The organism is Streptomyces sp. NPDC008086, assembly GCF_042957325.1.
GTDB lineage: Bacteria > Actinomycetota > Actinomycetes > Streptomycetales > Streptomycetaceae > Streptomyces.
Genome location: NZ_JBIBIA010000006.1, coordinates 128,877 through 153,841 on the forward strand (window position 1 = coordinate 128,877; position 24,965 = coordinate 153,841).

The window sequence follows — 24,965 nt, forward strand, 5'->3', positions numbered from 1 at the left end:
GACGGGCTGGAGGGGGGTGCCTGGAGCGCGTAGCCCCCTGAGGGTGGACGGCCTTGTCCTCGAAGGTCGGACCGGCTTGAGGGGGGTGCCTGGGGCCGTACCCCCTGCGGGTGGGGACGGTCTTGTCCTCGAAGGTCGGACGGGCTTGAGGGGGGTGCCTGGGGCTGTACCCCCTGCGGGTGGGGACGGTCTTGTCCTCGAACGTCGGTCGGACGGGCTGGAAGGGGCCGGGGCCGCGTGGGCCCCTGCGGGGGACGCGAGGGGTGCCTGGGTCGGCGTGCCCCCACGGACCCGCGGTCGCCTACGGCGGCAAGGGGACGTGTCGGGGGGTGTCCGCCCGCAGAGTCCGGTGTCAAGACACGGCACCTCTCGCGCAACTCTCACCACCGGACCGAGGACGGACACCCCCCGGCACGGCCCCGACCCGACCACCCACCGAACCGCGCTACACGCACCCCCACCGGACACCAACAGGCCGCCGCAGGCATCCCCCGCTCAGCGACCCAGCGCCGCCAGTTCCTTCGCCGCCTCCGTGAGGTCCTTCGCCGTGTCGATGGCTCGCCAGTAGGCACCCTGCGGGATGGGGAACCCGGCCAGGCGGCGTTCGCGGGCCAGGTGGGGGAACGTGGTGCGTTCGTGGTCGCCGCGGGCCGGGAGCAGGTCGGCGAAGGCGGACGAGAAGACGTAGACGCCGGCGTTGATCTCGAACGTCGACGGCGGCGCCTCGATGAAGTCGGTGATGTGCCCGAAGCCGTCGGTCTTCACCGCGCCCCACGGAATCCGCGGCCGCGCAAGCGCGAGCGTGGCGACCGCGTCGCGCTCCGCGTGGAAGTCCGCCATGTCGCGCAGCGAGAAACGGGTCCAGATGTCCCCGTTGGTGGCGTACCAGGGCTGATCCGGATGCGGCAGATGCGCGGCCGCGTACTTCAGACCACCGCCCCGCCCGAGCGGCTCCGCCTCGACGACCGTCGTCACGCGGACCGGCAGCTCGGCCGACTTCAGCCAGTCCTGCAGCACCTCGGCGAGATGCCCGCAGCTGACCACGACGTCCGTCACACCCTCCTCGGCCAGCCAGGCGAGCTGGTGGCCGATGATCGGCGTCCCCGTGCCGGGGATCTCGACCATCGGCTTGGGCCGGTCGTCGGTGTACGGGCGGAGTCGGGACCCCTGGCCCCCGGCCAGGACGACGGCTTGAACGGGGCGGGACGCGGCGTTCGGATCAGTCATGACCGAACTGTACGCGGCGCCCCGCTCGCGGCATCGGGCCGACAACCGTTCTGCGGGAGCCCGCCGGTAACCATCCGCTAGCTGTGCGCCGCGGCCACGCCGGAGGCGAACGCGGTGTCACAGACGGGCCGGGCGTACGACTGCGCGCGCGTCGGACCGTACACACGGACCGCCGCGCGGCCCAGCGCGCGGGCGATCGAGGCGCAGTGCCGCGCCAGCGACGGTCGCTCGTCGACGGCCTGCTGGAGATGGGTGAGGGCGACGCCGGGGTTCTTCTCCTGCAACTCGGTCAGGAGCTGGTCGCGCAGCACGTCCTGCGGTGCGCGCGGGGCGGCGTTCTTCCCCTTGCCCGCGGAGACGTCGGTCGCGGTCAGTACCGAGTCCGAGGGGTCCCCCGACCAGTTGACCCGGGTGACCGCGAGCGTCCCGGAGAGCACCAGGAAGACGGGCAGGACGAGGGCGAGTGTGCGGCCGAGCTGGCGGGCGGGGCCCCGGTGGCCGCGTCGTGTCTGTTGGGTGGTGGTGGAGTGCTTCACGCGAGTGAGGGTAGCGTTCGGTGCTGATATGGCGACATTTAGTCACCGGTTCGGGGGATGAAGAGGCCCTCGTTTTTGGGTATAGCGTTGACGCACAGCACTCGAAATGACCGGTATGCCGGGGTATTTATCGACAACGAGAAGGGCCCCGCAGCCGTCTGCGGGGCCCTCTTCGTCAACCTGGGTGAATTACCCGGGGTTGTGCTGCCTCAGTCGGACAGCCGCGCACCCGTGGAGGTCGAGAACACGTGGGTCTCGCCCGAACGCGGGACGATGTACAGCGTGCTGCCCTTCTCCGGCACGTCACGGCCGCTGACGCGGACGACGAGGTCCTTGGCGTCGTCGCCGCCGACCTTGGCGGTGCCGTAGACGTACGCGTCGGCACCGAGCTCCTCGACCACGTTGACGGTGACCGCGAGGCCCTGGCCCGAGTCGGAGCCGGCCACGTCGAAGTGCTCGGGGCGGACACCCACGGTGACGGTCTTGTCGGTGGCGGCGGAGAGCGCGTCACGGTCGACCGGGACGACCGCGTTGCCGAACTTCACGCCGCCGTCGGTGATCGGCACCTCGACCAGGTTCATGGCGGGGGAGCCGATGAAGCCGGCGACGAAGAGGTTGGCCGGGCGGTCGTACATGTTGCGCGGGGTGTCGACCTGCTGAAGCAGACCGTCCTTGAGGACCGCCACGCGGTCGCCCATCGTCATGGCCTCGACCTGGTCGTGGGTGACGTAGACGGTGGTGATGCCGAGACGGCGCTGCAGCGACGCGATCTGCGTACGGGTCGAGACACGGAGCTTGGCGTCCAGGTTGGACAGCGGCTCGTCCATGAGGAAGACCTGCGGCTCACGCACGATGGCGCGACCCATGGCGACACGCTGGCGCTGACCACCGGAGAGGGCCTTCGGCTTGCGGCCGAGGTAGTCGGTGAGGTCGAGGATCTTCGCCGCGTCCTCGACCTTCTGCTTGATCTCGGCCTTCGGCACGCCGGCGATCTTGAGCGCGAAGCCCATGTTGTCGGCGACGGTCATGTGCGGGTACAGCGCGTAGTTCTGGAACACCATGGCGATGTCCCGGTCCTTCGGCGGCAGGTGCGTGACGTCGCGGTCACCGATGCGGATGGCGCCGGCGTTCACGTCCTCGAGCCCCGCGAGCATGCGGAGCGAGGTGGACTTGCCGCAGCCGGACGGGCCGACCAGAACGAGGAACTCGCCGTCCTCGATCTCGATGTCGAGCGCGTCAACAGCGGGCTTCTCGGAACCCGGGTAGATCCGGGTCGCCTTGTCGAACGAGACAGTGGCCATGGTGAATGGGCCCCCTTCTACCGGCAGGAACGTGCCGGACGATCCGTTGTAGGAAGGTGGTTGGTTTAGTCCACATGTGCGGACTGGATCTGGACGGTACCTGGCGTTCGCCTGTATGTCAGTACCTGGAGGCATGTGAACTTCGCGGAAATTTTCGACGGGGCCCCCTCCGAACCTGGGTACACTGCACGGGCGCGTGCGTGACAGCGCGTGCAGGCCTCCTTAGCTCAGCTGGTCCAGAGCGGCTGTCTTGTAAACAGCAGGTCGTCGGTTCGAATCCGACAGGGGGCTCCGAAACAGGCGGGGCGGTTGTCGACGACAACCGCCCCGCGCTTCGTTTTTCATTCCTTCTTTTCATTCGCCCGCACCTCCATGTCCCCGTGGGGACACGGGACATGTGCCGGTATGGAATAGCGTCGCTACTGCTAGTGTCTGTTCAGTCACAGTAGGCAATCAGCCTCAATGTACATGTAATGAAATCCGAGGGTTCCATGCGCAAGCTTCACCAGGTCATGATCGTCGCGGCGGCGGCCGGCAGCCTGTCCGCCATCGGTGCCGGTACCGGTGTCGCGTACGGGAGCGGGCCTACCGTGTCCGACCTGTACCGCCCGTACCAGGAGTGCAGCCCGCAGACGGTCGGCGAGGCCGACATCCCGATCGCCGTGCTCGGCCTCTCCGAGACCTTCGACACCACCTGCGGCCAGTTCAACAACGCCTTCACCGGCTGAGGTCGGCGGCTTGGTCGTGCGCGACGCCTTCCGCGGGCCCCTTCGGGGTCACCCCCGAGGGGGCCCGTTCATGTGCGGCTGCCCGGAGCGCAAGGCCGCTCCCGGGGCCCGTATGCGTTCGCTGCGCTCCTGAACTCCGGCGCGCCGATGAGCGGTTGGTCCCTCACGGATCAGTCACCTCAGGTCGGTCCTTCACTTCGTAAGCGAAAAGGCCCCCGATGCCCCGGACATGGACCGGGCGCTTGGGCCTGTCTCTCCGACACCCCCAGGGCCCGGCGCGGCCGGTTCGCGGTGTATTGCGCCCGGGCAACCCCCCGCAAAAGGAGACGCAACACATGTTCAACGGAAAGAAGATCGCGGCTGTCACCGGGCTTCTCGGCGGCCTTGCCCTGACCTGTCTCGGCGCCGGCCAGGCGCACGCCGCCGCCGGCCCGGGCGTCTGCGCGCTCGACGCCCAGGGCAACATCGTCTGCACCCAGCAGCTCCAGGGGCAGACGCCCGAGGGTGACGGGTTCAGGGTCCGCCGGTCGATGAACTGCCAGCCGACGAAGCCCTTGACGCTGCCCACCCCCGGCCTGCTGGCCAACGGGCAGACGCGGATCGGCCCGCACATCACCTGCTCCGACCTGACGCCCGCGGCCGCGGCCGACAACAACGACACGAGCGACGAGAGCCCGTTGCTGGCGCGTCTCCTGGGCTGAACCCCTCAAACAGCGGATGGCCGCACCGGGTTGACCGGTGCGGCCATCCGCTGTTTCGCGCCCGAACGGCGACCGACGGACGAGCCGACACGACATGGATAAGGGTCAAAGATCCCAAATTGCTACGGATTACGTGTATATGCTCACACTAAGTAGTCAACCAGGGCTTCATGCCCGGGAAGAAAGGGTCAGATTATGCGCAGGTTTCAGCGCGTTGCGGTCGTAGCCGCGGCCGTCGCAGGGCTGTCCGCCTTCGGTGCCGGTGCTGGCGCCGCCTTCGCCCACGAGGGCGACTTCGACGGTCAGGTCGTCTCCGCGGTGTCCACCTCGACGGCGAACGCCGTGGCCAACTGGGGTGTGCCGACCGACAAGGCGCACGCGGCTCCGGAGGCGGCTCCCGTCGCAGCTCCGCAGGCCGCGCCGGAGGCCGCTCCCAAGGCCGCCGCGCCGGAGTACGCGTACGGCGAGTACAGCGCTCCGTCGTACTCCACCCCGTCGTACACCGCTCAGTAAGAACCGAAGACGCCGAGGGTCCGATGCGCGGGTTTCAGGGCACTGTGATTTCGTCGTGACCGCCGCGGGGCGGGTGGCCGTCAACTCCACGCCAACGCCGGCCCGCTAGGCCATTGCCGCGAAGCGTCACGACAGGCGCATCGATATCCGTCGGAACACCGTTATGCATATCGCGCGGTCTGAACGCCAGCTCCTGGATCGGACCGAGCTGTTTTCAACGGTGTGCTGGACAACACCCTTAGCAAATGCAGCCCGGCCGCGCAGCAGCCCCGTGAGGGTGCGCGGCCGGGCTGCCGCAGTTCCGTCGTACTCGACCTTTGCAAAGGAACGCCGTACATGAACGGTCGACAGAAGATCGCAACCGTCTCGGGGCTCCTCGGAGCTCTCGCCGTGATCTACAGCGGTGCCGCGCCGGCGTACGCCGACGACCCCAAGGGCGCCTGCTCGTTCACCGCCCAGGGAGACATCGTCTGCGTCAAGAAGAGCGAGGTCGTCCACAAGGACAAGCGCAACGGGTACGTCCTCAAGCAGAGCCAGGACTGCTCGACGGTCGAGCGGCCGCGCGTCGTCGGCCCCCGGGACCAGATGCTGAACGGCGGGTCCGTGCAGTCCGGGCCGACTGTGGAGTGCAACAACACGGCGAAGCTGCCCAAGGGCATCAAGATCCCCAAGTTCCACTTCTGAGGCGGGTCGGGGGCCGATGCCGGACCGGGAGTGATCCTGGTCCGGCATTCGTGTTCCCGGCCTCCGCAGGGCGCTTTCCGGGACGGGACGCGGGCCCCGAAAAGCCCGGTGCCCCGGCCGGAAGGCCGGGGCACCGGGAAGGGAAGCGGTTTTACGTCACTTGCCGAAGGCGCTGTTGCTGCAGCCCATCTCCGAGCCGAGGCCGGTCTCCTGCGCGCCCGGGCTGCCCTCGCCGTTCAGCAGGTTGCCGCCGAGGCCGTTGAGGACGCCGACCTGGCCGAGGACGTCGACGTTGGCGTCGTGCGACCGGCAGTTGCTGCTCTGGAGGACGTCGACGTTCGTGCCCTTCTGGCCCCAGCCGCCTCCGTCGGCGTGGGCGGCGCCGGAGGTCAGGAGACCGACGCTCCCGAGAGCGGCGACCAGGACGGCGGCCTTGCGGAGCTTGTGCATGTTCTTCTCCGGTGGAGTGAAGTGGGTTGCGATCCATTTCGGACCGACTTCGAACAGTTACGGAGGCTAATAGGAAGTAATGCGGATCAATGGGCGGCGCGCCGAATTCGGGAAATTCTCACCATCTTGGCCGATGGCCCGGAAATTACTCCGTTGCGAGAATCGCGCGACGAAAGCGTGCCGCAAAAAGGAGTCCCGGCACCGGGCCTGGGGCTCGGTGCCGGGACTGTTTCCCGCTTCGGCCGATGGCGCGGCCGTCAGTGCCTAGAAGGCGCTGTTGTTGCAGCCCATCGACGAGCCGAGGTGGGTGTCCTGCGCGCCCGGGTCGCCCTCGCCGTTGAGCGCGCTGCCCAGCAGGCCGTTGAGGACGCCGACCTGGCCGAGGACGTCGAGGTTCAGGTCGTGCGACTTGCAGTTGGAGCTCTGGAGGACGCTGAACTTGCCCCCGTCCTTGCCGCCGTGGCCGTCGGCGGTGGCCGTGCCGGCGCCCAGCAGTCCGATGGTGCCGACGGCGACGACCATGACGGCGGCCTTGCGAACCTTGTGCATGTTCTTCTCCGGTGGAGTGAGATGGGTGCGATCTGCAGAAGATCGACTTCGTACAGTTACGGAAGATTAATACGAAGTATCCCGATATGTCCGGGAGGCACGCCGAAGTTCGCACTTCATGCAGAAAACACCCAAAAGCCGCATCGGGCCAATGTGAAGGAGATGAGGTTCGGATCTCCTGCGGGCGTCGTCGCCGGCGCGTCTAGCGCGCGTGGGCCAGGGAGTTCGCCTGGCTGTTGGCCTGGTCGCAGTCGATGCCGCGGGTCTCGGAGGCGGCCAGTACGGCGACCGGGACAGCCGCGTTGACCAGCGACTGCGGGCTGCACTCCTGGTACGGGCGGAACAGGTTGGCCTGCTCGATCGGGCCCGACGGCGCCGCGGCCGGCTGCGGGTTGACCTGCGGGCTGATCTTGGGGCTCAGTTGGGGGCTGACCTGCGGGCTGACGTCGGCGCCCCGCTGCGGCGCCGCGGCCGCCCGGCCCTGCGCGGTCGGCGAGTTGGAGGACTGCGCGGAAGCCTGCGAACTGCCCCACCCGGTGGCCTGGACGTCCGGCTGGCCGACGGGGACCGGTGCGGTACCGCCGTATCCGACGGGCGCGTCGGCGACGCTGGGTCCGGCGCCGATGGCCGACAGACCACTGGCTGCTGCTACGACGAGCGCGACCTGATGAAGCTTGCGCATGGAACCCCGGCCCTTCATTGACCTGTGCATGGAACATATGGAAATGCGGCTGCGATGCACCATCGCTCTGACCCTGGGGGGAACGAGAGAAGCGCCGGACCGGTCACGTGCGCGGAGATGTCGTCACTCATTCGCCAGAGGGTGTTCATCAGAACCTTTTATCCGATGGATGGCAATTGAGTGACGGAAATTTGGATCCCGTGACCTGGTCAGGGAAATGTCGTTGCCAGCTGAGAGAGGGCAGCGATCCGGAATCAGAGAGAGGCGACGGGATCCGCTGCCTGCTCCGGCGTGAAGTCCACATGACAGCTCAGGCATTACCCCTGTAAGGGCGCAGTACGAATATCAGACTGAGCGCACGCAAGACTGACTGAATACAACGGATTTCCCTGTACAGGTAATGAAGGGCCGAGGGTTCCATGCGCAAGCTTCACAAGGCCGCGCTCGTCGTAGCGGCGGCCGGCGGTCTGACCGCCATCGGTGCCGGCGTCAGCGAGGCCGCCGACTATCCCGTCGGGTACAGCGGTGCCGCGCCGGCTCCCGCTCCCGAATATCCGGCTCCCCAGTACGCTCCGGCGCCTCCTCCCCAGTACGCGGCTCCCCAGTACGCTCCGGCGCCTCCTCCCCAGTACGCGGCACCGCAGTACGCACCGGCTCCCCAGTACGGGCCGCCGCAGTACGCCCCGGCTCCCCAGTACGCGCCGCCGCAGCCCCAGGTCTCGGCGTCGGCCCGGTCCATGGGTGCCGCGCAGGCCACGCGACCGCAGCCGCAGCCCCAGCCCCAGCCGGCGCCGCACTACGCGCCCCCGGCGCCCGCCCCGCGCCAGGAGACCGGTTACGCCTCCGCCTCGGCCTCGTCGGGCGGCTTCGCGCAGGCCAACGGTGCGCCGCACTCGGCGCCGGCCGCCGCGCCCCAGCCCGTCGCGCCGCAGGTCGTGCCGCAGGTCACCCCGCAGACGGCGCCGCAGGTGATGCCGCAGGTCGCTCCGCAGGTCTCCGCACCGCAGGTCTTCAACCCGGAGCCCCCGCCGCGGGTCGCCCCGCAGGTGAACCCGCAGGTGAACCCCGAGGTGAACCCGCTGATCAACCCGCTGATCTCGCCGGCCAGCGCCCCGCAGGTGCCCGGCCTCGGCCTGGGACAGGTCGCGGCGCCGCCCGTGGGCCAGCTGGGTCTGCCCCGACTCGGCTGACGCGGCGGGCCGTCCGCGTCCCGCCTCCTCGCTCGATCCCCCGCACACCCCATCTGCTCGACCAACGGAGAAGAAATGCGCAAGCTTCAGAAGGTCGCCCTCGTGGGCGCCGTCCTCGGCAGCGTCGGCTCGTTCGGCGCCGGCACCGCCGCCGCCCACGGTGAGGCGATGGCCCACGACGTCGACATCACGCAGGGCATCGAGTGCCGTTCGCACGACATGAACATCGACATCCTCGGCAGCCTCGGCCTGGTCAACGGCGCCCTGGGCAACGCGCTCAACGGTGAGGGCTCCCCGGGTGCGCAGCCCAGCCACCTCGGCTCGGACATGGGCTGCAACAGCGGAGCGCTCAAGTAGACCGTAGGAAGTGTTCGGTTCAACGCCCGCTCCATCACGGGGCGGGCGTTTGGACTGCGAGCCGGAGAGACCGCATGAGACTGTCCTATGCCGACGAGATGCTGCTGCTCAACGGGTGTCCGGGTGTGATCGGCCTGGCGGTGGTCCTCTCCGGCGAGCAGCCCGACGTGGAGCAGGTGCGGGCGCGCGTCGCCGAGCGGTGGGCGGGCCTGGAGCGGATGAACTGCGTCCTCGACGGCCTCCGGGGCGGTACGGCGGTGCGGCGAGGGCTGTTCGGGCGGCGCGGACGGATGCGGTGGGCCGTGCCGGGGCCGTTCGATCCCGGCGCGCATGTCGGCGTGACGCCGACCAAGTTGGACGACCTGTGGACGCGCAGCGTGGACCGGCCGCTGCCCGGCGGGCTGCCGCCCTGGCGGCTCCATGTGGTCCCGGACGTGGCGCACGGCGGTGACTTCGCGCTGGCGCTGGTGGCCCAGCACGCGCTGCTGGACGGGCGGTCGCTGGCGACGTTGATGCGCGCGCTGATGGACGGCCCCGCGGCGCGGGAGTCGGTGCGGTCGGCACCGCTGCCGCGGGTCGGACTGCGGGCGGCGGGCAGGGAACTCAGGGTGCTGGCGGCCGCGGGACAGGCTCTTCCGATGCGGCCGCCCGGGGAGCCGTGCTCCTCGGTCGCCGTGCGTGAACTGCCCGCGCACACGGTCCGGTCCGCCCGTCGGCAGCCGGCCGACGGCCGGGGCGCCACGCTGAACGAGCTGCTGGTCGGCGCCGTGGCCGGGGCGGTGCGGGACCGGTACGGGCCGGTGCGGCGGTGGCGGCAACGCGACGAACCGGTCTACACGGCCGTACCGTGCGATCTGCGCACCGGGGCGACCACGGGCGAACTCGGGAACACCCTCACGGTCGTACGGGTTTTGTTGCCCGTCGACGTGGACGGTCCCGTGGCGCGACTGCGGGCCGGCCAGGCCGCGATGGCCGGTGTGCCCGAGCGGGCCGCCGCGCACGCCACCGTGCTGTTCCCGGCCGCAGAAGCGGTTCGCCGGACGGGGCCCTGGGTCACCGGGCTGCTGGCCGACCGCGGGCGGCACAACTGCTTCGCGGCCACCGCGACCACCGCGATGAAGTGGCCCGGCGGAGCCGGCACCTTCCAGGGCCGTCGGCTCGTGCGCACGGTCGGGCTGCCGCCCCTGCAGCACCCCGGCACGGTCAGCTTCGCCCTGGCGCAGGCAGGGGACACGTTCACGCTCACCGTGGTGTGCCACCTGCGCCCGAACGACGCGGAGCGGTTCGCCGACGCGGTCGTCACGGAGTTCGAGACATGGGCCGGGATGGCGACGCCGTCAGTGCCCTGACGGCACCAGAAGATGGAGGCAGTTGCATGGAAGCGGAACACGGCGACGTATGGGAAGCGCTGCGCCCGCTGTGCGCGCGGGTGATGTCGGTGCCGCCGGAGGCGGTGGTCCCGCAGGCTCGGCTGGTCGCCGACCTGGGCGCGGACAGCCTGGACATCACCGAACTGGAGGCGGCCTCGGAGGAGTTGTTCGGCGTCAGTCTGAGAGGGACCGACAAGGCCGGCGTGTCCACCGTGGGTGATGTCGCCAACCTCATCGTGCGGCTGCGTACCCCCGGCGCCCACAGCACCCTCGCCCGATGACCGGCCGACCCGCCGTCGCCGTCACCGGCCTCGGGGTCCGCTGCGCGGCCGGGGCGAGTCCGGAGGAGCTCTGGGAGAGTCTCGTGCGGTGCCGTTCCGCGACGAGGCTGCACGCCTTCGACGACGAGGGCACCGTCGTGTACCCGGCGTCCGCGATGACGGCGTTCGACCCGGCCGGCTCTCTGGCGCCCAAGGAGGTGCGCCGGATGGACCGTTCGGTGCAGCTGGCCGTGTGCGCCGCCGTGGACGCGGTGGCGGACGCCGGGGGGCTGCACGTCGGTCCCGGCCGGCGGGCGGTGGTCACCGGTACCGGGTACGGCGGGGTGACCAGCCAGGAGAACGGCATCGGGCAGCCCGACGTGCTCTACGCGCCCCGGCTGATGAACAACGCGGGCGCGTACTGGATCAGCGCCAGACTCGGGATCACCGGGCCCAGCCTGACGGTCTCCACCGCCTGCGCCTCCGGCACGCATGCCGTGGGCGAGGCGATGCAGATGATCCGGGCCGGGTGCGCGGACGTGGTGGTGGCCGGGGGCCATGACAGTCCGCTGACTCCGACGACCGCGTTGGCGTTCGGGCGGGCCGGGGCCATGGTCACCGACTGCGAGGATCCCGCGTCCGCGTCACGGCCGTTCGACGTCGCACGGCAGGGGTTCGTCCTCGCCGAAGGGGCGGCCTTCCTGGTGCTGGAGCGGCTGGACCTCGCCCGCGCGAGGGGCGCCCGCGTCCACGCCACGCTCACCGGGTACGGGCGTACGTCCGATGCCTTCCACCTGACGGCACCGCACCCGGACGGAGCCGGGGCCCGGGCGTGCATGGAGCAGGCGCTCGCCGACGCCGGTACGACCGCGGACGCCGTCACCCATGTCAACGCGCACGGCACCGGCACCGAGCTGAACGACCTCGCCGAAGCGCAGGCCATCAGCGCGCTGTTCGGCCCGCGCGCGGTGCCGGTCACCGCTCCCAAGGCCGTGACCGGGCACGGGCTGGGGCTGGCCGGGGCGCTGGAGGCAGTGATCACCGCGATGTCCGTGCGGGAGGGGCTCGCGCCGCCGACCGCGCATCTCACGCGGCTGGATCCCCGGTGCGAGCTCGACATGGTCGTCGGGGAGCCGCGCAAGATCCCGGACGGGCCGGTGATCAGCAACAGCTTCGCCTTCGGCGGCCACAACGCCTGTGTCGTGTTCGACTCGCCCCACGGCTGTGGCACATGAGGCTGACGGCCATCGACGAAGGGCATCTGCGCAACGGGCTGCCGGGGACGATCGGTATCGCCGGGGTGTTCCCCGGCGAGCCGTTCGACCTGGAGCGGGTGCGGGCCCGGGTCCGTGAACGGTGGGGCGGGCTGGAGCGGATGAGCCTGGTCCTGCGGCCGCCCGCCGGGTCGGGGGCGCTGTCGGGCCACCGCTGGGAGAGCGCCCGGCCGTTCGACGCCGGCGCGCACATCACCAGCACGGACCAGGATCTGCGGTCCCTGTTCGCCGATGCTGTGAGTCACCTGCTGCCGGCCGAACGGCCGCTGTGGCGGCTGCTGGTCGCGCGCGACGCCCTCGTGCTGTTCGCGCATCACGCGCTGCTGGACGGCAGGTCGCTGGAGACGGTCTTCCGGCTGCTGATGGACGACGCCGTACCGCCGCTGCCACCGCGCGGGCCGGCCGCGGCGGACCCGACCGCGACCGTACGGCGGCGTCCGGCCGTCAGCGCGGCGGTCGTGGGCAGGGAGTTGCGCCGGATCGGGGCGCTCGGGCGGCCCCTGCCGACGGCTGCCGCCGGCGAGGCGCGGCCGTCGGTGGCGGTGGTGGAGCTCGACCCGCGGGTGATGCGCACGGCCCGTCGGCAGCCGGCCGACGGGCGGGGGGCGACCCTCAACGAACTGCTGCTGAGTACGTACGCCGGTGCCCTGCGGATGTGCCACGGGCCGCTGCGGGCCTGGTCGAAGGGATCGCACCCGTTCTACGCCACGGTCCCGGTCGACCTGCGGACCCGTCGCAGCGCGCAGCAGCTCGGCAACGGCGTCACCGTGCTGCGGATGCCGCTGCCCGTCGACCTGGAGTCCCCCGTGGCGCGGCTCGCGGCCTGCCAGGACCAGGTCGCGGGGTTCGACCTGCGCTGCGACGCCCACCGCGCGATCCTTCCCGCGCTGCAGGGTGCCGCGCGTGCCGTGCCGTGGCTGGCCGGGGTGATGGCCCGGCGGCTGGCCCGGCCCGAACTCACCACCAGCCTGTGCACCGCCTTCAAGTGGCGGGACCACCCCAGTCGTCTGCACGGCCGCCCCCTGGCCCGGGTCGTCCCCCTGCCGCAGCTGTCGCCTCCCGGCACGGCGAACCTCTGCCTCGTGCACTGCGCCGACGCCTACACGCTCACGGTGGTCAGCCACGCGCGAGCCGGTGACGCCGAGCTGATCGGTGCGGCGGTCGCCCGGGAGCTGTCGGCGCTCGCGGCCTGCGACGTGTCGGCCGTGCGAACCGGTTAGGGCTTGCGTACGTCGTGGCTCAGGGTGCGGGCCGACTCCGGGCGGGTCAGGACGTCCGTACTGTCGACGAACTGGTCCACCGCGCCGAAGAGCGGCAGGTCCTTGAGGGCGGGGTCGGTGATGCGGGCGGTCAGGGCCGCGGCGAAGCGGTCGGCGCGCAGGACCTGGAAGGGTCTGGAGTGGTACGGGCGCGTGGCGGGGTCGACGCGGTCGGTCAGGCGGAGCTGGTTGTGCTGGTGGGCGACGATCTCGTACGCGTGGACCAGGTGACGTTCGCGGGTGTGCCAGTCCGTGGCGGCGAGCGCGGCCGTGAGGACCGGGGTGAGACGGGGCCCGGCGGCGGTGCGGGCAAAGGCGCTGCCGAGCCATTTGCCGTACGGCGGGTATCTGCGGTCCATCAGCAGGCACAGCCGCATCAGGTCGCGGGCCAGGCGGGCGGCGGTGACGGCCGAGCCCAGCTCGTCGCCGACCTCGCCGGCGCGGCCCACGAAGGCCTCCTCCTGCGCGATGCGCTGCCACTGGCAGGCCAGGACGTACAGCCAGACGTCGTGGGGGTACCAGCGCAGCGCCCGGCGTAACGGGGTCAGGGTGTGCAGCCCGTCGTGGAACACGGCGCCCGCGGTGACCTCGGCGAGCAGCTGACCGGGTACGGCCAGCCAGTCGGCCGGGGTGATGCCCTGCGCCGGGTCGAAGCCGAGGGTGTCGGTGAACCAGGTGGAGGTGCCGGTCACTTCGACGCGGTGGTGGACGGGGCCGTCGGTGCACCGCATGACGCGGATGTCGCGGGTCTCCCCGGTGGACGCGAAGTTGGTCGGGTGGCCGAGGAACGTCTTCGGGAGGTGCTCGGCGAGTACGTGTCTGATCCGGGCCGCGTGCCGGGGCACGTCGTGCCGGTGCAGGAAGACCTGGAGCCGCGGGCCCCACTCGTGGTCGGCCGAGCGGGGGGTGTCGTAGCCGAGGACCTCGGATCCGCTGCCGATGCGGGCGGCGGAGTGGGGGACGCCCGGGGCCGCCTCCTCCAGCAGGGGGCGTACGGCGTCGGTGTAGAAGCGGCGGGAGAGTTCGAGGCCGGGGATGAAAGGGGGCTCGGGCGCGGGGGAGTGCGGGGGGCGCATATTCGTGGGGCTCATGCCAGCAAGCCGTGCCCATTCGGTGAGGGGTCATGCGAACTTCGTTCACGCTGTTGCCGGTTGGGGACGGTCACGCCTGCGGAAGGCCGCCGCCCAGCTCCGCCAGCGCCTCGTCCGTCAGCCGGTACACCGTCCACTCGTCCTGGGGGCGGGCGCCGAGCGCCTCGTAGAAGGCGATGGACGGGGTGTTCCAGTTCAGGACGGACCACTCCAGCCGCTGGTAGCCGCGCTCCACGCACAGTCGGGCCAGCTCGGTGAGGAGGGCCTTGCCGTGGCCGGCCCCCCGGGCGGTGGGGCGGACGTAGAGGTCCTCCAGGTAGATGCCGTGGACGCCGCGCCAGGTGGAGAAGTTCAGGAACCAGATCGCACAGCCGACGGTCTCGCCGGTCGTGTCGTCGGCCGCGATGTGCGCGTAGGCGGCCGGGTGGTCGCCGAAGAGGGCCGTGCGGAGCTGCTCCTCGGTCGCCTTCACCTCCTCCAGCGCCTTCTCGTACTCGGCGAGTTCTCGGACGAGGGCGTGGATGGCGGGGACATCGGCGGGCGTGGCGGGTCGGATCATGGGCGCAGGCTAGCTGGCGCGGTCGCGAAGCCGCCTCGCGATTTCCAGTTGCTCCTCGTCCACGGGGCGGCCGTCCTCGATGTCCCAGAGGCTGTTCTGGAGGAGTCGGGCGTAGGTCCAGGCGCGGGCGTGGGCTCGGTCCAGGGCGAGGACTTCGGTCATGGCGTCGAAGCGCCAGAGGATGTCGGTGGGGTCGAAGCGGTTGGCGAGGGCGGGCCAGAGTTCGAAGCCGGGGTCGCCGATCAGCGGCTTGGGGTCGATGGCGAGCCACGGGGCGCGTTCGCAGGCGAGGACGTTCTCGTCGTGCAGGTCCCAGTGCAGGAGGCGGTCGCCGGGGGTGTCGATGACCTCGCGTACCGCGGCGGCGCAGTCGGCGACGATGCGCCGGGTCTCCGGGTCCGGGACGAGCTTGAGGGCCTCGGGGGTCTGCTCCAGCATGTCCCGGGCGATGTCGCCGAGGTGGCGCAGGCCGGCCGGGGCGGGGCAGGAGGTGAGGTGGGCCAGCAGGTGGGCGATGACCAGGACGGACTCGTGGACGTCCGGGTGGTGGGCGAGCATGCGCGAGGAGTCGAGGCGTTCGAGGAGCATGGTGCCGGTCGCCTCGTCGTGGTCGAGGAGCCGGACCGCCCCGTCGCCGTCCCACGCGCGCAGGGCCACCGGTTCGCCCACGCTCTCCTCGTCGAGCAGTTGCAGCTTCAGGACGGCGGGGGTGCCGTCGCGGCGGAGGACCGGGAGGACCAGGGCGCTGACCCCGTGCATCGGGCGGCCGTCGACCTTCAGCTCCCAGCGGTCGAGGAATTCGGCGGTCAGGGCGGGGAGTCCGGCGATGAACGCGCGGCCCGCCGCCCCGTTGTACTCCTGCTGTGATGCGGCGAGCTTCTGCGGAATGTCGATCACCTTTCGCAGGCTACTGGGCTCCCGGAAACGACTCGCGCGAATTAACGTCCTCCCATGAGCAGCTCGGTCAGCGGTGCCGTGAACGGCGCCATCTCCTTCTGGTACGCGGACGACGGCCTCCCCGCGGTCCGCGAACCGCTCGCGGGGGACACCTCCGCGGACGTGGTGATCGTGGGCGGCGGCTACACGGGACTGTGGACCGCGTACTACCTGAAGAAGGCCGTCCCCTTCCTGCGGATCACCGTCCTGGAGCAGAAGTTCTGCGGCTACGGGGCCTCGGGACGCAATGGCGGCTGGCTGTACAACGGCCTCGCGGGCCGCGACCGGTACGCGAAACTGCACGGCCACGAGGCGGCCGTACGGCTCCAGCGGGCCATGAACGACACCGTCGACGAGGTCGTCCGGGCCGCCGAGGCCGAGGGTATCGACGCCGACGTCCACCAGGGCGGAGTGCTCGAAGTCGCCCGTACGCCCGCCCAGTTGGCCCGGCTGAAGGCCTTTCACGAGCACGAGCTGTCGTACGGCGAGAAGGACCGCGAGCTGTACGGCGCCCGGGAGACCGCCGAGCGGATCCGGGTGGCGGACGCGGTCGGCGCGAGCTGGACGCCGCACGGCGCGCGGCTGCACCCGGTGAAGCTGGTCAAGGGGCTCGCGGCGGCCGTCGAGGCGCTGGGCGTGACGATCCACGAGCTGACGCCGGTCACGGAGATCCGGCCCAAGCACGCGGTGACCCCGTACGGCACCGTCCGCGCACCCTACGTCCTGCGCTGCACCGAGGGCTTCACGGCGAGCCTCAAGGGCCAGAAGCGGACCTGGCTGCCCATGAACTCCTCGATGATCGCCACCGAGCCGCTCACCGAGGAGCAGTGGGCGTCGGTCGGCTGGGACGGGCGCGAGACGCTGGGCGACATGGCGCACGCCTACATGTACGCGCAGCGCACGGCCGACGGGCGGATCGCGCTGGGCGGGCGCGGGGTGCCGTACCGGTTCGGGTCGAGGACGGACAACGACGGCCGGACACAGCCGGCGACCGTCGAGGCGCTGCGGGAGATCCTCGTCGGGTTCTTCCCGGCGCTGGCCGGGGTGCGGATCGAGCACGCCTGGTCGGGTGTGCTGGGCGTGCCGCGCGACTGGTGCGCGACCGTCACGCTGGACCGCTCCACGGGCATCGGCTGGGCGGGCGGCTACGTCGGCTCGGGCGTGGCCACCGCCAACCTCGCCGCCCGCACCCTGCGGGACCTCGTCCAGCAGGACTCGGGACAGGGCGGGCGCACCGAACTCCTGGACCTGCCCTGGGTCGGGCACAAGGTGCGCAAGTGGGAGCCGGAGCCCTTCCGCTGGCTCGGCGTGCAGGGGCTGTACGCCACCTACCGGGCCGCCGACCGCAGGGAGCAGGGCAGCGGGGCGGCGCAGGCGTCGCGGCTGGCTCGGGTGGCGGACAGGGTGGCCGGGCGGGACTGACCGCCGCCCGGCGCCCGGGATCTCGTGCGCGGGCTGTCGTACCCGTGTGCGACCATCCCCTCAACTACTCGTGATCCAGGGGGGATCCGTTGCCCGAGGACGCCCGTCCGTCCGCGAGACGGAGGCGGCCGGCGCTGCTGCCGACCGCCTTCGCCGCTGTTGTCTCACTCTTCGCCTCACTGGTGACCCTGACCGGGGCCAGCCCCGCCGTCGCCGTCGACCCGGAGTGCGCGCCGCTCACGCTCGCGTCCTTCGGCGACCCGGGGGACGCGGTCACCAAGGCCTCCGTCCCGGCTCGGAGCAGCGCCTGCTACACGCTGACGGCCGGGGCAGCCGGCCTGTACCTGGTGTCGCTGGACAACCTGTACACGCGCCTGACCGCCGAGGACGGCACCGAGGTCGACTGCTACGACGAGCAGATCTACAAGAGCGGCCGCTGCCAGGTGCCCGCCGCCGGCACCTACAAGCTCGACGTCGTCAACGACGGCCTGGCGCCCGCCGAGGCCTCGTTCACCGTGGTCCCGCTCGGCGCCGACACCCCGGGCTGCTTCGAGTCCGTCGGCACCGGCTGGGACCTTCCGGCGGTGAGCCGGACCTCGGTGGGGAAGCTGGGGGTCGACTGCCAGGAGTTCGAGGGCACGGCCGGCGAACGCGTCCGGCTCACCTACGGCACGCGGTACTACGGCGAGAGCCTCGCCTGGATCACCGACCCGACCGGCGCCTGGATCTGCCCGCGCGTCACCGAGGACGACGAGGACACCCGCAGCTGCGTCCTGCCCGGTGACGGCCCCTACCGGGTGCTGTCCCAGGTGACGTACGCGGAGCGGGGATTCCCCGCCGAGTACGCGGTCAAGGTGCGGTCGTTGTCCGACCCGCGGGGCTGCCGTACCGCCTCGGTGCGCCCGTACGGGCCGCTGGAGGGGCTGGACTTCGCCGACAACCCCTGCTTCACCTTCACCGTCGACAAGGCGGGCCCGTACCTCGTGCACTCCGTGGACGACTACTCCGCGAGCGCGGTCCGGGTGTACGACACGGCCGGGAAGATCGTCTGCCGGGAGAGCGACCCGTGCCGGCTGCCGGCCGCGGGCACCTACACCGCGGTCCTCGACGGCGCGTACCCCTTCGCCCACGCGGAGTCCGACCCGGACGACCTGCTCCTGCTGGACCGGGCCTCCGACGCCGGGTGCGTGGCCACGAGTACCGGGGCCTACAAGGGAGAGCTGAGCACGGTCGGCCAGTACGACTGTCTGGCGCTGGACGTCCCGCAGGGCGCCCACCTCGCCGCGCTCACCCCGCTCGCCGCGTCCGGGGTGGACGCCGAGATCGCGGTCTACGACCGGGACGGCGTCGCGCGGTGCGACGCGTGGCAGCTGGCCGACGCCGACTGCGAGCTGACCGGTGCGGCCCCCTACCGGGCGCTGGTGCACACCGACGGCGTCGGCGACGGCGCGACCGGTCCGTACGCCATCGCCTTCCACCGCACCGACGCCGCGAACGACTGTCCGGTCCTCCCGGCCGGCAGCTTCGCCACCGACGGCACGACGGCCACGCTCACCACCGGGGACGGCATCTTCTCGCGGTGCCTGAGCATCCCGGCCGACGCGCACACGGACGCGGAGGTCCTCCAACTGGTCAGCACGTCCGGGGGCGTACCGGCGAAGTTCGCCGTCGTGGACGCCGACGGCCGGAAGGTCTGCGAGCGCGCCTCCTCCCTCGACGGCTGGTCGGTTTGCGCGCTGACCCCGGGCAAGGCCCATACGGTGCTGGTCACCGGCCGGGACCTGCCCGCCACGTACACACTGGCCCGGCGTGACATGACCGCGAGCGCCGCCTCGGCGGGCTGTGTGAAGTCCGCGGCGGTGAAGGTCGGTGGCCCGTCCGTGACCGGCGGCTACGGCGCGCCCGGCACCCTGAACTGCCACCAGCTCACCACCGACGCGGCCACCGACGTCCTGCACGTCGACGTACGGGATGCGCTCGGCACCGCCAACATCGCCGTGTTCGGCGGTGACGGCAGCGGCGAGTGCTCCTACCGCAACCGTTCCTGCGCGGTCACCGGGTCCACCACTCACCAGGTCCTGGTGCAGACCCCGGCCCACCTCAAGGCCGCCCCCGAGTACCACCTGGACGCCCTGCGCGTCGCGACCGCCGACGGTCCGGCGCCGGAGTGCACCAGGGTGCCGTCGGTGTCGTACGGCTACGGGCCGGTCACCGGCACGCTCGACGAGCAGCACAGCGCGGTGTGCGCGGTGCTGCCGACGGCTGGGTACGACCGGTTCGGCGTCGAGATCACGGACACGGGCGGCGCGACCGCCACGGCGGTGCCCGCGCTGTACAACAAGGCCTGGAACAACGGCTGTACGGCGTCGACCTCCGGTTTCTCGTGCTCGGTGGGCGGCGCGACCACGGCGGCCGCGCCGAGCCTCTTCCTGCTCGGGCTGCCGGAGAAGGCGGCCCGCACCGCCTACCGGGCCACGCTGACCTGTGCGTCGGGGCTGTGCGGCACGGACAAGGTGAGCGTCACCTCGGTCAGCCCCGACACCGGGGTCGCCGACGGCAAGGTCACGCTCACGGTGACCGGCACCGCGCTGCCCGCGAACGCGACGGTACGGCTGTCCCAGAGCGGCAGGACCCTGACCGCGACGACCCAGTCGGTCTCCGCGGACAACAGGACGCTGACCGCCACCCTCGACCTGACCGGCGTGGCCGCGGGCAGCTGGAACGTCAGCGTGCTCACCAACTGCTGCGAGTACCCGCGCGGCAGCTTCACCGTCACCCAGCCCCAGCTGAGGAACACGGCCGCCCCCAAGGTGGCGGGCACGGCCAAGACGGGCGCCAAGGTGACGGTGGCGCCGGGGAGCTGGTCGGGGGCGCCGACCTCGTACACGTACCAGTGGAAGGCCGACGGCAAGGTGATCGCCGGGGCGACCTCGGCCTCGTACACCGTCGCGGCCTCGGTCGTCGGCAAGAAGCTCACCGCGACCGTCACGGCCGTCAGGTCGGGCTGGGGCAGCGGGTCGGCGACCTCGGCGGCGGTGGTCGTGGCCAAGGGGGACGCGCCGAAGGCGACCAGGCTGCCGGTGATCAGCGGGACGGTGAAGGTCGGCAGGACGCTGAAGACGTCCAGGGGGACCTGGAGTCCGGCGGCGACGTCGTACGCGTACCAGTGGTACGCGGGCGGCAAGGCGATCAGCGGGGCGACCAAGTCGTCGCTGGTGCTGAAGGCGGCGCAGAAGGGCAAGAAGATCACCGTGAAGGTGACCGCGCGCCGGACCGGGCACAAGGACGGGTCGGCGCTGAGCAAGGCGACGAAGGCGGTCGTCGGCTGAGCGCCGGTGTTGTGAAGGGGTGGGGGAGGGGCTCCGCGGTCCGGTGGGGTCCCTCCCCCTGTCGTCGGGGCGGCCGCTCAGGCCACCGACTCCGGGACCCGCGTGTCCTGCGGGGCGCCGTGTTTCGGGGGCTTCGCCGTGACCATCAGGGCGGCGACCAGGCCGGCCAGGAGCATGATGGCGGCGGCCCACCAGATGGCGACCGTGTAGCCGTGGACCACGCCCTCCTTGGTGACCAGGGCCCGCTGGGCCGGGTCGGTGAGATGGGCGGTGATGTAGGCGGCGCTGCTGGTGGTGGCGATGGTGTTCAGCAGGGCCGTACCGATCGAACCGCCCACCTGCTGCGAGGTGTTGATGGTCGCGGAGGTCACTCCGAAGTCCTGCGGGGCCACGCCCGCCGTCGCCGTGGCGAACACCGGCATGAAGATCAGGCCCATGCCGAGGCCCATGAGGATCAGGGCGGGCAGGATGTCGCCCGCGTAGGACGAGTGCACGGTCAGCCGGGTCAGGAGCACCATGCCGACCGTCGCCAGCAGGAAGAGCATGCCGGACGAGGTGGCCGCGCCGCCCAGCGCGGAGGCGGCGGCGAAGCCGACCAGGCCGAGGACGAAGGTGCGCTTGCGGCCCACCAGGTCGGCTATGCGGCCGCCGAGCAGCAGCAGTCCGCCGAAGGCCAGCGTGTAGGCGGTGATCACCCTCCCCCACTGCCTTAAAGGCGTGGGGGGACCCCCAGCCGGTTGCCGTCGGTCATGCCGAGATCGCTCTGGGCGGAGGGCAGCGCGATGTTCACGATGGTCGCGTCGAGGACGACCATGAGCTGCGCGAGCGCGATGATCACCAGGCCCCACCAGCGGCGGGGGTCGGGGTCGGCGGCCTGGGCGGGTTCACCCGTTCGGGTGACATTCACCTGGCCAGAAGACCATGGTTCGGGGCGTGTCGCATCTGGGCAGGAGTGCTTGGAGTGCGCTCCCCCGTCGCGGGACTGCGGCGGTACGCGGTCCCGCGAGGGCTTGCGGTCGGTCATGGCTCCAGTACCACCTTTCCGGTGGTTCCGCGCGTTTCGAGGGCGCGATGGGCGGCCGCCGCCTCGGCCAGCGGGAAGCGCTGCACGGCCGGGGTGAGACGGCCCTCGGCGGCCTCGGCGAGAGCGCGCAGTTCGAGGGTCTGTACGGGGTTGGGGCCGCCGGCCCGCCGCATCATCGGCGGGCCGAGGACCTGCTGGGAGACGCCTTCGACGAAGTAGGGCGTGCCGTCGTGCAGGCCCGCGCCGGACCAGCCGAAGACCAGGTGCCGGCCGCCGGGGCCGAGCAGCGCGACCGCCTCGCGGGCCACGTCGCCGCCGACGCCGTCGAAGACGACGCTCGCGGGCCGCCCGCCGAGGAACGCGCGGACCTTCTCCGGCCACACCGGGTCCTTGTAGTCGACGGCCAGGTCGGCGCCGTTCTCCTGCACGCGCGCGACCTTCTCGGGGCCGCCCGCGAGGCCGATGACGACGGCGCCGGTGTTCTTGGCGTACTGCACGAGGAGGGTGCCGATGCCGCCCGCGGCCGCCGGGATCACGGCCACCGCGTCCGGGCCGAGCTCGGCGAACTGGAGGATCCCCATCGTCGTACGGCCCGTGCCGATCATGGCGACGGCCTCGGCCGGGTCGAGGTTGGCCGGGATCTCATGGACGCGGTCGACGTCGGCGACGGCGAGTTCGGCGTAGCCGCCCGGCGCGAATCCGAGGTGGGCGACGACGCGCTTGCCGAGCCACAGCTCCGCGACGCCCTCGCCGAGGGACTCGACGACGCCGGCGACCTCGCGGCCGGGGATCGTGGGCAGGGTGGGCGGCTGCGGCGCCGGGCCCTGGATGCCCTCGCGCAGGGCCGTGTCGAGGAGGTGGACCCCGGCGGCCGCCACGGCGATACGGACCTGGCCGGGGCCGGGGGTGGGGTCGTCGGTCTCCTCGTAGGTGAGGTTCTCTGCCGGGCCGAAGGCGTGCAGGCGGATGGCGTGCATCGGGGTCCCCCATCGTCGGAACTCGGTGTGTCAGGGCGCCCGCCCCGTCACGGGGCGGCTGATCGATGCTGCAACCTCAAGCTCTCTTGAGGTCAAGGGCGTGCCGGCCCAGGGCGAGGGACACGGCCGTGAGGGCACTGTTGAAGGAGACCTCGGACAGGACGCCGGGGGCGGCGACCTGGTCGCCCGCCAGATAGACCCCGGCGCCGCGGTCGACGGCCGGGCGGTCCCGCCAGCTGGTGCCGGGCAGGTCCACGGCGCCGGTACGGCCGTTCGCGGTGGACTCGCGCCGCCAGGTGACGCGTTCGCGCCAGCCGGGGAAGCCGAGGTCGAGGAGCTGTTCGGCACGGGCGACGCCGTCGGCCCTGGTCTCGTGCGGGGCGATCGGGATCTGGCCCTGGATCAGCTGCTCGCCGGCCGGCGCGAGGGACCGGTCCTGTGCGGTGAACCGCTCCAGCCAGCCGGTCGCGTCGAGGTCGGAGACGACGAAGGCGTCCCCGCGCCGGGTCCGCACCGCGAGGTCGAGGAGCGCCGTACGGCCGCTGGTCCAGGTCAGCGAGTCGTCCTTGAGGAGACGGCGGGCCGCGTCGAGGGAGGTGGCGACGACGACGGGCGCCCCGGCCGCCCGGCTGTCGAGGTCGTCGAGGCTGTCGACGCGGGACAGGGTCTCCATCCGGACCCCGAGGTTCCAGGCCCGCGCCGCCATCCGGTCGATCACGGTCGCCCAGCCGCCCCGCGGGTAGTGCGCCTCCGGCGGGAGCTTGGTGGCCCGCCGCAGCCGCTCCTGCACGAACGCGGCGGAGACGGCGCCGGGGTCGTGGTGGAACAGGGCGACGGCCGAGTAGTGCGCGGCGGCGCGGGCGCCCTCCTCGCCCGCGATGCCGGTGGCCCAGGTGAGGAAGTCGACGTCCACGGGCGCCTGCGGCAGGCCCCGCCGCAGCAGCTTCAGCAGGGCGAACGGTGGGGTGCGGCGCAGGACGCCCCGATGACGCAGCCGCAGCAGGGCGGCCTCCAGGGGCGGGATCGGCGCGAGTGGCCCGATGAGGTCGCGCTGCCTGAGCCAGGCCCAGTGCGGGCCGCCGCTGTACAGGGCGTGCGGCCCGTCGTTCGTCCGGTACGGCCCCTCGGCGGTCCGCGCCCGCCCGCCGAGCGTGTGGTGGGCCTCGTACACGGTGACCTTGGCGCCCGCCTCGGCGGCGGTGATGGCGGCGGTGAGTCCGGCGAAGCCGCCGCCGACGACGGTGATGCGGTGCATGGCTGGGGGTCTCCCTCGTACTCGGGGTCGCCTTTCTGGCCTTCTCTGTGACTACGACGACGCGGGGCACCCGGAATGTGACATCGGGGCGGCGGCCGGGTGGGCGACCAGGGCGGGTTCGGGGCGTCGCAGGGGCTGCCAGGGCCGTGTCGTCGCAGGTCAGGGGAATTGTCAGTGGCGGGGTGCAGCATGGGGGGCATGGCGAGGAGAGCGACGGGTGCGGGTGGTGCGGGCGGTGCGGGCAGGGGCGGCGTGAAGGGGGCGCGGCGGCCCGAGCTGCGGTTGCCGCCGTTGGAGCCGTTCGGGGAAGGGGAGTTGGAGCCGGACGGGGACTACGACGGGCTGGAGTTCCGGGAGCAGGACCTCACCGGGCAGGACGGGGCGGGCGCCCGTTTCATGGACTGCGCGCTGACCGGCTGCGCGCTGGACGGGACGAGACTCCACCACGCCCGGATCCTCGACTCGGTCCTCACCGGGCTACGGGGTGTCGGCACCGATCTCGCCGAGGCGACCCTGCGGGACGTGGAGCTGGTCGACGCCCGGCTGGGCGGGGTGCAGCTGCACGGGGCCGCGCTGGAGCGGGTCGTGATCCGGGGCGGCAAGATCGACTATCTGAACCTGCGCAAGGCCCGGCTCAAGGACGTCGTCTTCGAGGGCTGCGTCCTGGTCGAGCCGGACTTCGGGGGCGCCCGGCTGGAGCGGGTGGAGTTCGTGGACTGCGCGCTGAAGGGGGTCGACCTCACCGGGGTGACGCTGGCCGAGGTGGACCTGCGCCAGGCGGCCGAGCTGGACATCGCGCGCGGGGTGGACCGGCTTTCGGGGGCGGTGATCAGTTCGGGGCAACTGCTGGATCTGGCTCCGGTGCTGGCGGCGCAGCTGGGGATCAGGGTGGAGGCCGGCGCCTAGGGGGTGCTTCGAAGGTCCTGCACAGCACCCACGGCGCCCGGCACGCACCCTCGCCGCACCGGCCAAAGGCCCAAGTAGCTCCGCTACGAGGGCCTTCGTCCGGCACGCCGAGGGCACGCACCGGACACCGCGGGCACCGCACAGGACCTTCGAAGCACCCCCTAGCGCGAGGACGGCGGTCCGGGGGTGCGGGCACTGGCATGGATCCGGTATGATTGATCTTGAGCTGCTCGCCGGAACTCCCGGTGGTCGGTGCTGCGTTGGTGGTCCAAGGAAAGACGCCCCGCTTCCTGCGGGGAAATGCAGGTGCAAGGCCTGCCCGGCGCTCAGATCTGGAGCCCCGTCCCGCGTTCGCGGGACGGGGCTCCTTCGCTGTGTGCGGCGG

General features: G+C 71.8%; 24 protein-coding genes, 1 tRNA gene and 1 pseudogene. 14 read left to right on the plus strand and 12 right to left on the minus strand.

Annotated features, from left to right (window positions below):
- Nucleotides 1-495: 495 nt before the first annotated feature.
- The 3 genes from ACFZBP_RS21945 to ACFZBP_RS21955 form a co-directional block, all read right to left on the minus strand.
- Complete coding sequence (locus tag ACFZBP_RS21945) at nt 496-1,227, minus strand: NDP-sugar synthase (RefSeq protein WP_383457532.1); 732 nt, start codon at nt 1,225-1,227, stop codon at nt 496-498.
- A 77-nt stretch (nt 1,228-1,304) separates the two neighbouring features.
- Nucleotides 1,305-1,763: a hypothetical protein gene (locus tag ACFZBP_RS21950; RefSeq protein WP_383457536.1), complete on the minus strand. Its 459-nt coding sequence runs from the start codon at nt 1,761-1,763 to the stop codon at nt 1,305-1,307.
- A gap of 209 nt (nt 1,764-1,972) precedes the next feature.
- Complete coding sequence (locus ACFZBP_RS21955; protein ID WP_383457541.1) at nt 1,973-3,064, minus strand: ABC transporter ATP-binding protein; 1,092 nt, start codon at nt 3,062-3,064, stop codon at nt 1,973-1,975.
- Between the two features lie 216 nt (nt 3,065-3,280).
- Between ACFZBP_RS21955 and ACFZBP_RS21960 the strand changes: the two genes are divergently transcribed.
- The 5 genes from ACFZBP_RS21960 (at nt 3,281) to ACFZBP_RS21980 (ending at nt 5,690) form a co-directional block, all read left to right on the plus strand.
- Nucleotides 3,281-3,355 (plus strand) — tRNA-Thr (locus ACFZBP_RS21960).
- 200 nt (nt 3,356-3,555) lie between these two features.
- Nucleotides 3,556-3,792, plus strand: coding sequence for a hypothetical protein (locus ACFZBP_RS21965; protein ID WP_062723761.1), 237 nt, complete (start codon nt 3,556-3,558; stop codon nt 3,790-3,792).
- A 335-nt stretch (nt 3,793-4,127) separates the two neighbouring features.
- Nucleotides 4,128-4,493, plus strand: a complete 366-nt coding sequence (locus tag ACFZBP_RS21970) for a hypothetical protein (RefSeq protein WP_383457547.1) — start codon at nt 4,128-4,130, stop codon at nt 4,491-4,493.
- A gap of 195 nt (nt 4,494-4,688) precedes the next feature.
- Complete coding sequence (locus ACFZBP_RS21975; protein ID WP_391415359.1) at nt 4,689-5,006, plus strand: hypothetical protein; 318 nt, start codon at nt 4,689-4,691, stop codon at nt 5,004-5,006.
- Between the two features lie 336 nt (nt 5,007-5,342).
- Complete coding sequence (locus tag ACFZBP_RS21980; RefSeq protein WP_391415361.1) at nt 5,343-5,690, plus strand: hypothetical protein; 348 nt, start codon at nt 5,343-5,345, stop codon at nt 5,688-5,690.
- A 156-nt stretch (nt 5,691-5,846) separates the two neighbouring features.
- On the opposite strand, the gene ACFZBP_RS21985 is transcribed toward ACFZBP_RS21980, so the two are convergent.
- The 3 genes from ACFZBP_RS21985 to ACFZBP_RS21995 all read right to left on the minus strand — a co-directional run bounded on the left by ACFZBP_RS21985 (nt 5,847) and on the right by ACFZBP_RS21995 (nt 7,371).
- Nucleotides 5,847-6,140 carry a hypothetical protein gene (locus ACFZBP_RS21985; protein ID WP_383457555.1) on the minus strand — a complete coding sequence of 98 codons (294 nt, stop codon included), beginning with the start codon at nt 6,138-6,140 and terminating at the stop codon, nt 5,847-5,849.
- A 264-nt stretch (nt 6,141-6,404) separates the two neighbouring features.
- Complete coding sequence (locus tag ACFZBP_RS21990) at nt 6,405-6,689, minus strand: hypothetical protein (protein WP_391415363.1); 285 nt, start codon at nt 6,687-6,689, stop codon at nt 6,405-6,407.
- Between the two features lie 202 nt (nt 6,690-6,891).
- Nucleotides 6,892-7,371, minus strand: coding sequence for a hypothetical protein (locus tag ACFZBP_RS21995; RefSeq protein WP_391415365.1), 480 nt, complete (start codon nt 7,369-7,371; stop codon nt 6,892-6,894).
- A gap of 419 nt (nt 7,372-7,790) precedes the next feature.
- Between ACFZBP_RS21995 and ACFZBP_RS22000 the strand changes: the two genes are divergently transcribed.
- From ACFZBP_RS22000 to ACFZBP_RS22025, 6 genes are all read left to right on the plus strand, one after another.
- Nucleotides 7,791-8,561, plus strand: a complete 771-nt coding sequence (locus tag ACFZBP_RS22000; protein WP_391415367.1) for a hypothetical protein — start codon at nt 7,791-7,793, stop codon at nt 8,559-8,561.
- A 75-nt stretch (nt 8,562-8,636) separates the two neighbouring features.
- Nucleotides 8,637-8,918 carry a hypothetical protein gene (locus ACFZBP_RS22005; RefSeq protein WP_383457566.1) on the plus strand — a complete coding sequence of 94 codons (282 nt, stop codon included), beginning with the start codon at nt 8,637-8,639 and terminating at the stop codon, nt 8,916-8,918.
- Between the two features lie 74 nt (nt 8,919-8,992).
- Complete coding sequence (locus tag ACFZBP_RS22010; RefSeq protein WP_391415370.1) at nt 8,993-10,267, plus strand: wax ester/triacylglycerol synthase domain-containing protein; 1,275 nt, start codon at nt 8,993-8,995, stop codon at nt 10,265-10,267.
- 26 nt (nt 10,268-10,293) lie between these two features.
- On the plus strand, nt 10,294-10,569 hold the full coding sequence (locus tag ACFZBP_RS22015; RefSeq protein WP_391415372.1) for a phosphopantetheine-binding protein: 276 nt from the start codon (nt 10,294-10,296) through the stop codon (nt 10,567-10,569).
- The gene (locus ACFZBP_RS22020) at nt 10,566-11,783 is read left to right on the plus strand and encodes a beta-ketoacyl-[acyl-carrier-protein] synthase family protein (RefSeq protein WP_383457572.1); all 1,218 of its coding nucleotides are present in this window, start codon (nt 10,566-10,568) and stop codon (nt 11,781-11,783) included. The genes ACFZBP_RS22015 and ACFZBP_RS22020 overlap by 4 nt, the downstream gene beginning before the upstream one ends.
- The gene (locus tag ACFZBP_RS22025) at nt 11,780-13,042 is read left to right on the plus strand and encodes a wax ester/triacylglycerol synthase domain-containing protein (protein ID WP_391415375.1); all 1,263 of its coding nucleotides are present in this window, start codon (nt 11,780-11,782) and stop codon (nt 13,040-13,042) included. The genes ACFZBP_RS22020 and ACFZBP_RS22025 overlap by 4 nt, the downstream gene beginning before the upstream one ends.
- On the opposite strand, the gene ACFZBP_RS22030 is transcribed toward ACFZBP_RS22025, so the two are convergent.
- The 3 genes from ACFZBP_RS22030 to ACFZBP_RS22040 all read right to left on the minus strand — a co-directional run bounded on the left by ACFZBP_RS22030 (nt 13,039) and on the right by ACFZBP_RS22040 (nt 15,637).
- Complete coding sequence (locus tag ACFZBP_RS22030; RefSeq protein WP_391415377.1) at nt 13,039-14,172, minus strand: DUF4037 domain-containing protein; 1,134 nt, start codon at nt 14,170-14,172, stop codon at nt 13,039-13,041. The two genes, ACFZBP_RS22025 and ACFZBP_RS22030, sit on opposite strands and share 4 nt — an antisense overlap.
- Before the next feature lie 70 nt (nt 14,173-14,242).
- Complete coding sequence (locus ACFZBP_RS22035) at nt 14,243-14,731, minus strand: GNAT family N-acetyltransferase (protein WP_383457578.1); 489 nt, start codon at nt 14,729-14,731, stop codon at nt 14,243-14,245.
- 9 nt (nt 14,732-14,740) lie between these two features.
- The gene (locus ACFZBP_RS22040) at nt 14,741-15,637 is read right to left on the minus strand and encodes an aminoglycoside phosphotransferase family protein (RefSeq protein ID WP_391416075.1); all 897 of its coding nucleotides are present in this window, start codon (nt 15,635-15,637) and stop codon (nt 14,741-14,743) included.
- Between the two features lie 45 nt (nt 15,638-15,682).
- Between ACFZBP_RS22040 and ACFZBP_RS22045 the strand changes: the two genes are divergently transcribed.
- A complete protein-coding gene (locus tag ACFZBP_RS22045) occupies nt 15,683-17,089 on the plus strand; it encodes an FAD-dependent oxidoreductase (protein ID WP_391415379.1) in 1,407 nt (468 codons plus the stop codon).
- Nucleotides 17,090-17,271: 182 nt separating this feature from the next.
- Complete coding sequence (locus ACFZBP_RS22050; protein WP_391415381.1) at nt 17,272-20,418, plus strand: Tat pathway signal protein; 3,147 nt, start codon at nt 17,272-17,274, stop codon at nt 20,416-20,418.
- Nucleotides 20,419-20,495: 77 nt separating this feature from the next.
- Here the strand turns inward: ACFZBP_RS22050 and ACFZBP_RS22055 are convergent.
- The 3 genes and pseudogenes from ACFZBP_RS22055 to ACFZBP_RS22065 all read right to left on the minus strand — a co-directional run bounded on the left by ACFZBP_RS22055 (nt 20,496) and on the right by ACFZBP_RS22065 (nt 23,674).
- Nucleotides 20,496-21,256, minus strand: a pseudogene (locus ACFZBP_RS22055) (MFS transporter).
- Between the two features lie 182 nt (nt 21,257-21,438).
- Nucleotides 21,439-22,419 (minus strand): zinc-binding dehydrogenase, encoded by a 981-nt coding sequence (locus tag ACFZBP_RS22060; RefSeq protein ID WP_391415383.1) that lies wholly within the window; start codon nt 22,417-22,419, stop codon nt 21,439-21,441.
- 76 nt (nt 22,420-22,495) lie between these two features.
- Entirely contained in the window at nt 22,496-23,674 is a 1,179-nt protein-coding gene (locus ACFZBP_RS22065) for an FAD-dependent oxidoreductase (RefSeq protein WP_391415385.1), read from the minus strand.
- A gap of 198 nt (nt 23,675-23,872) precedes the next feature.
- On the opposite strand from ACFZBP_RS22065, the gene ACFZBP_RS22070 reads away from it, so the two are divergent.
- The gene (locus ACFZBP_RS22070) at nt 23,873-24,580 is read left to right on the plus strand and encodes a pentapeptide repeat-containing protein (RefSeq protein ID WP_391415387.1); all 708 of its coding nucleotides are present in this window, start codon (nt 23,873-23,875) and stop codon (nt 24,578-24,580) included.
- Nucleotides 24,581-24,965: the final 385 nt, after the last annotated feature.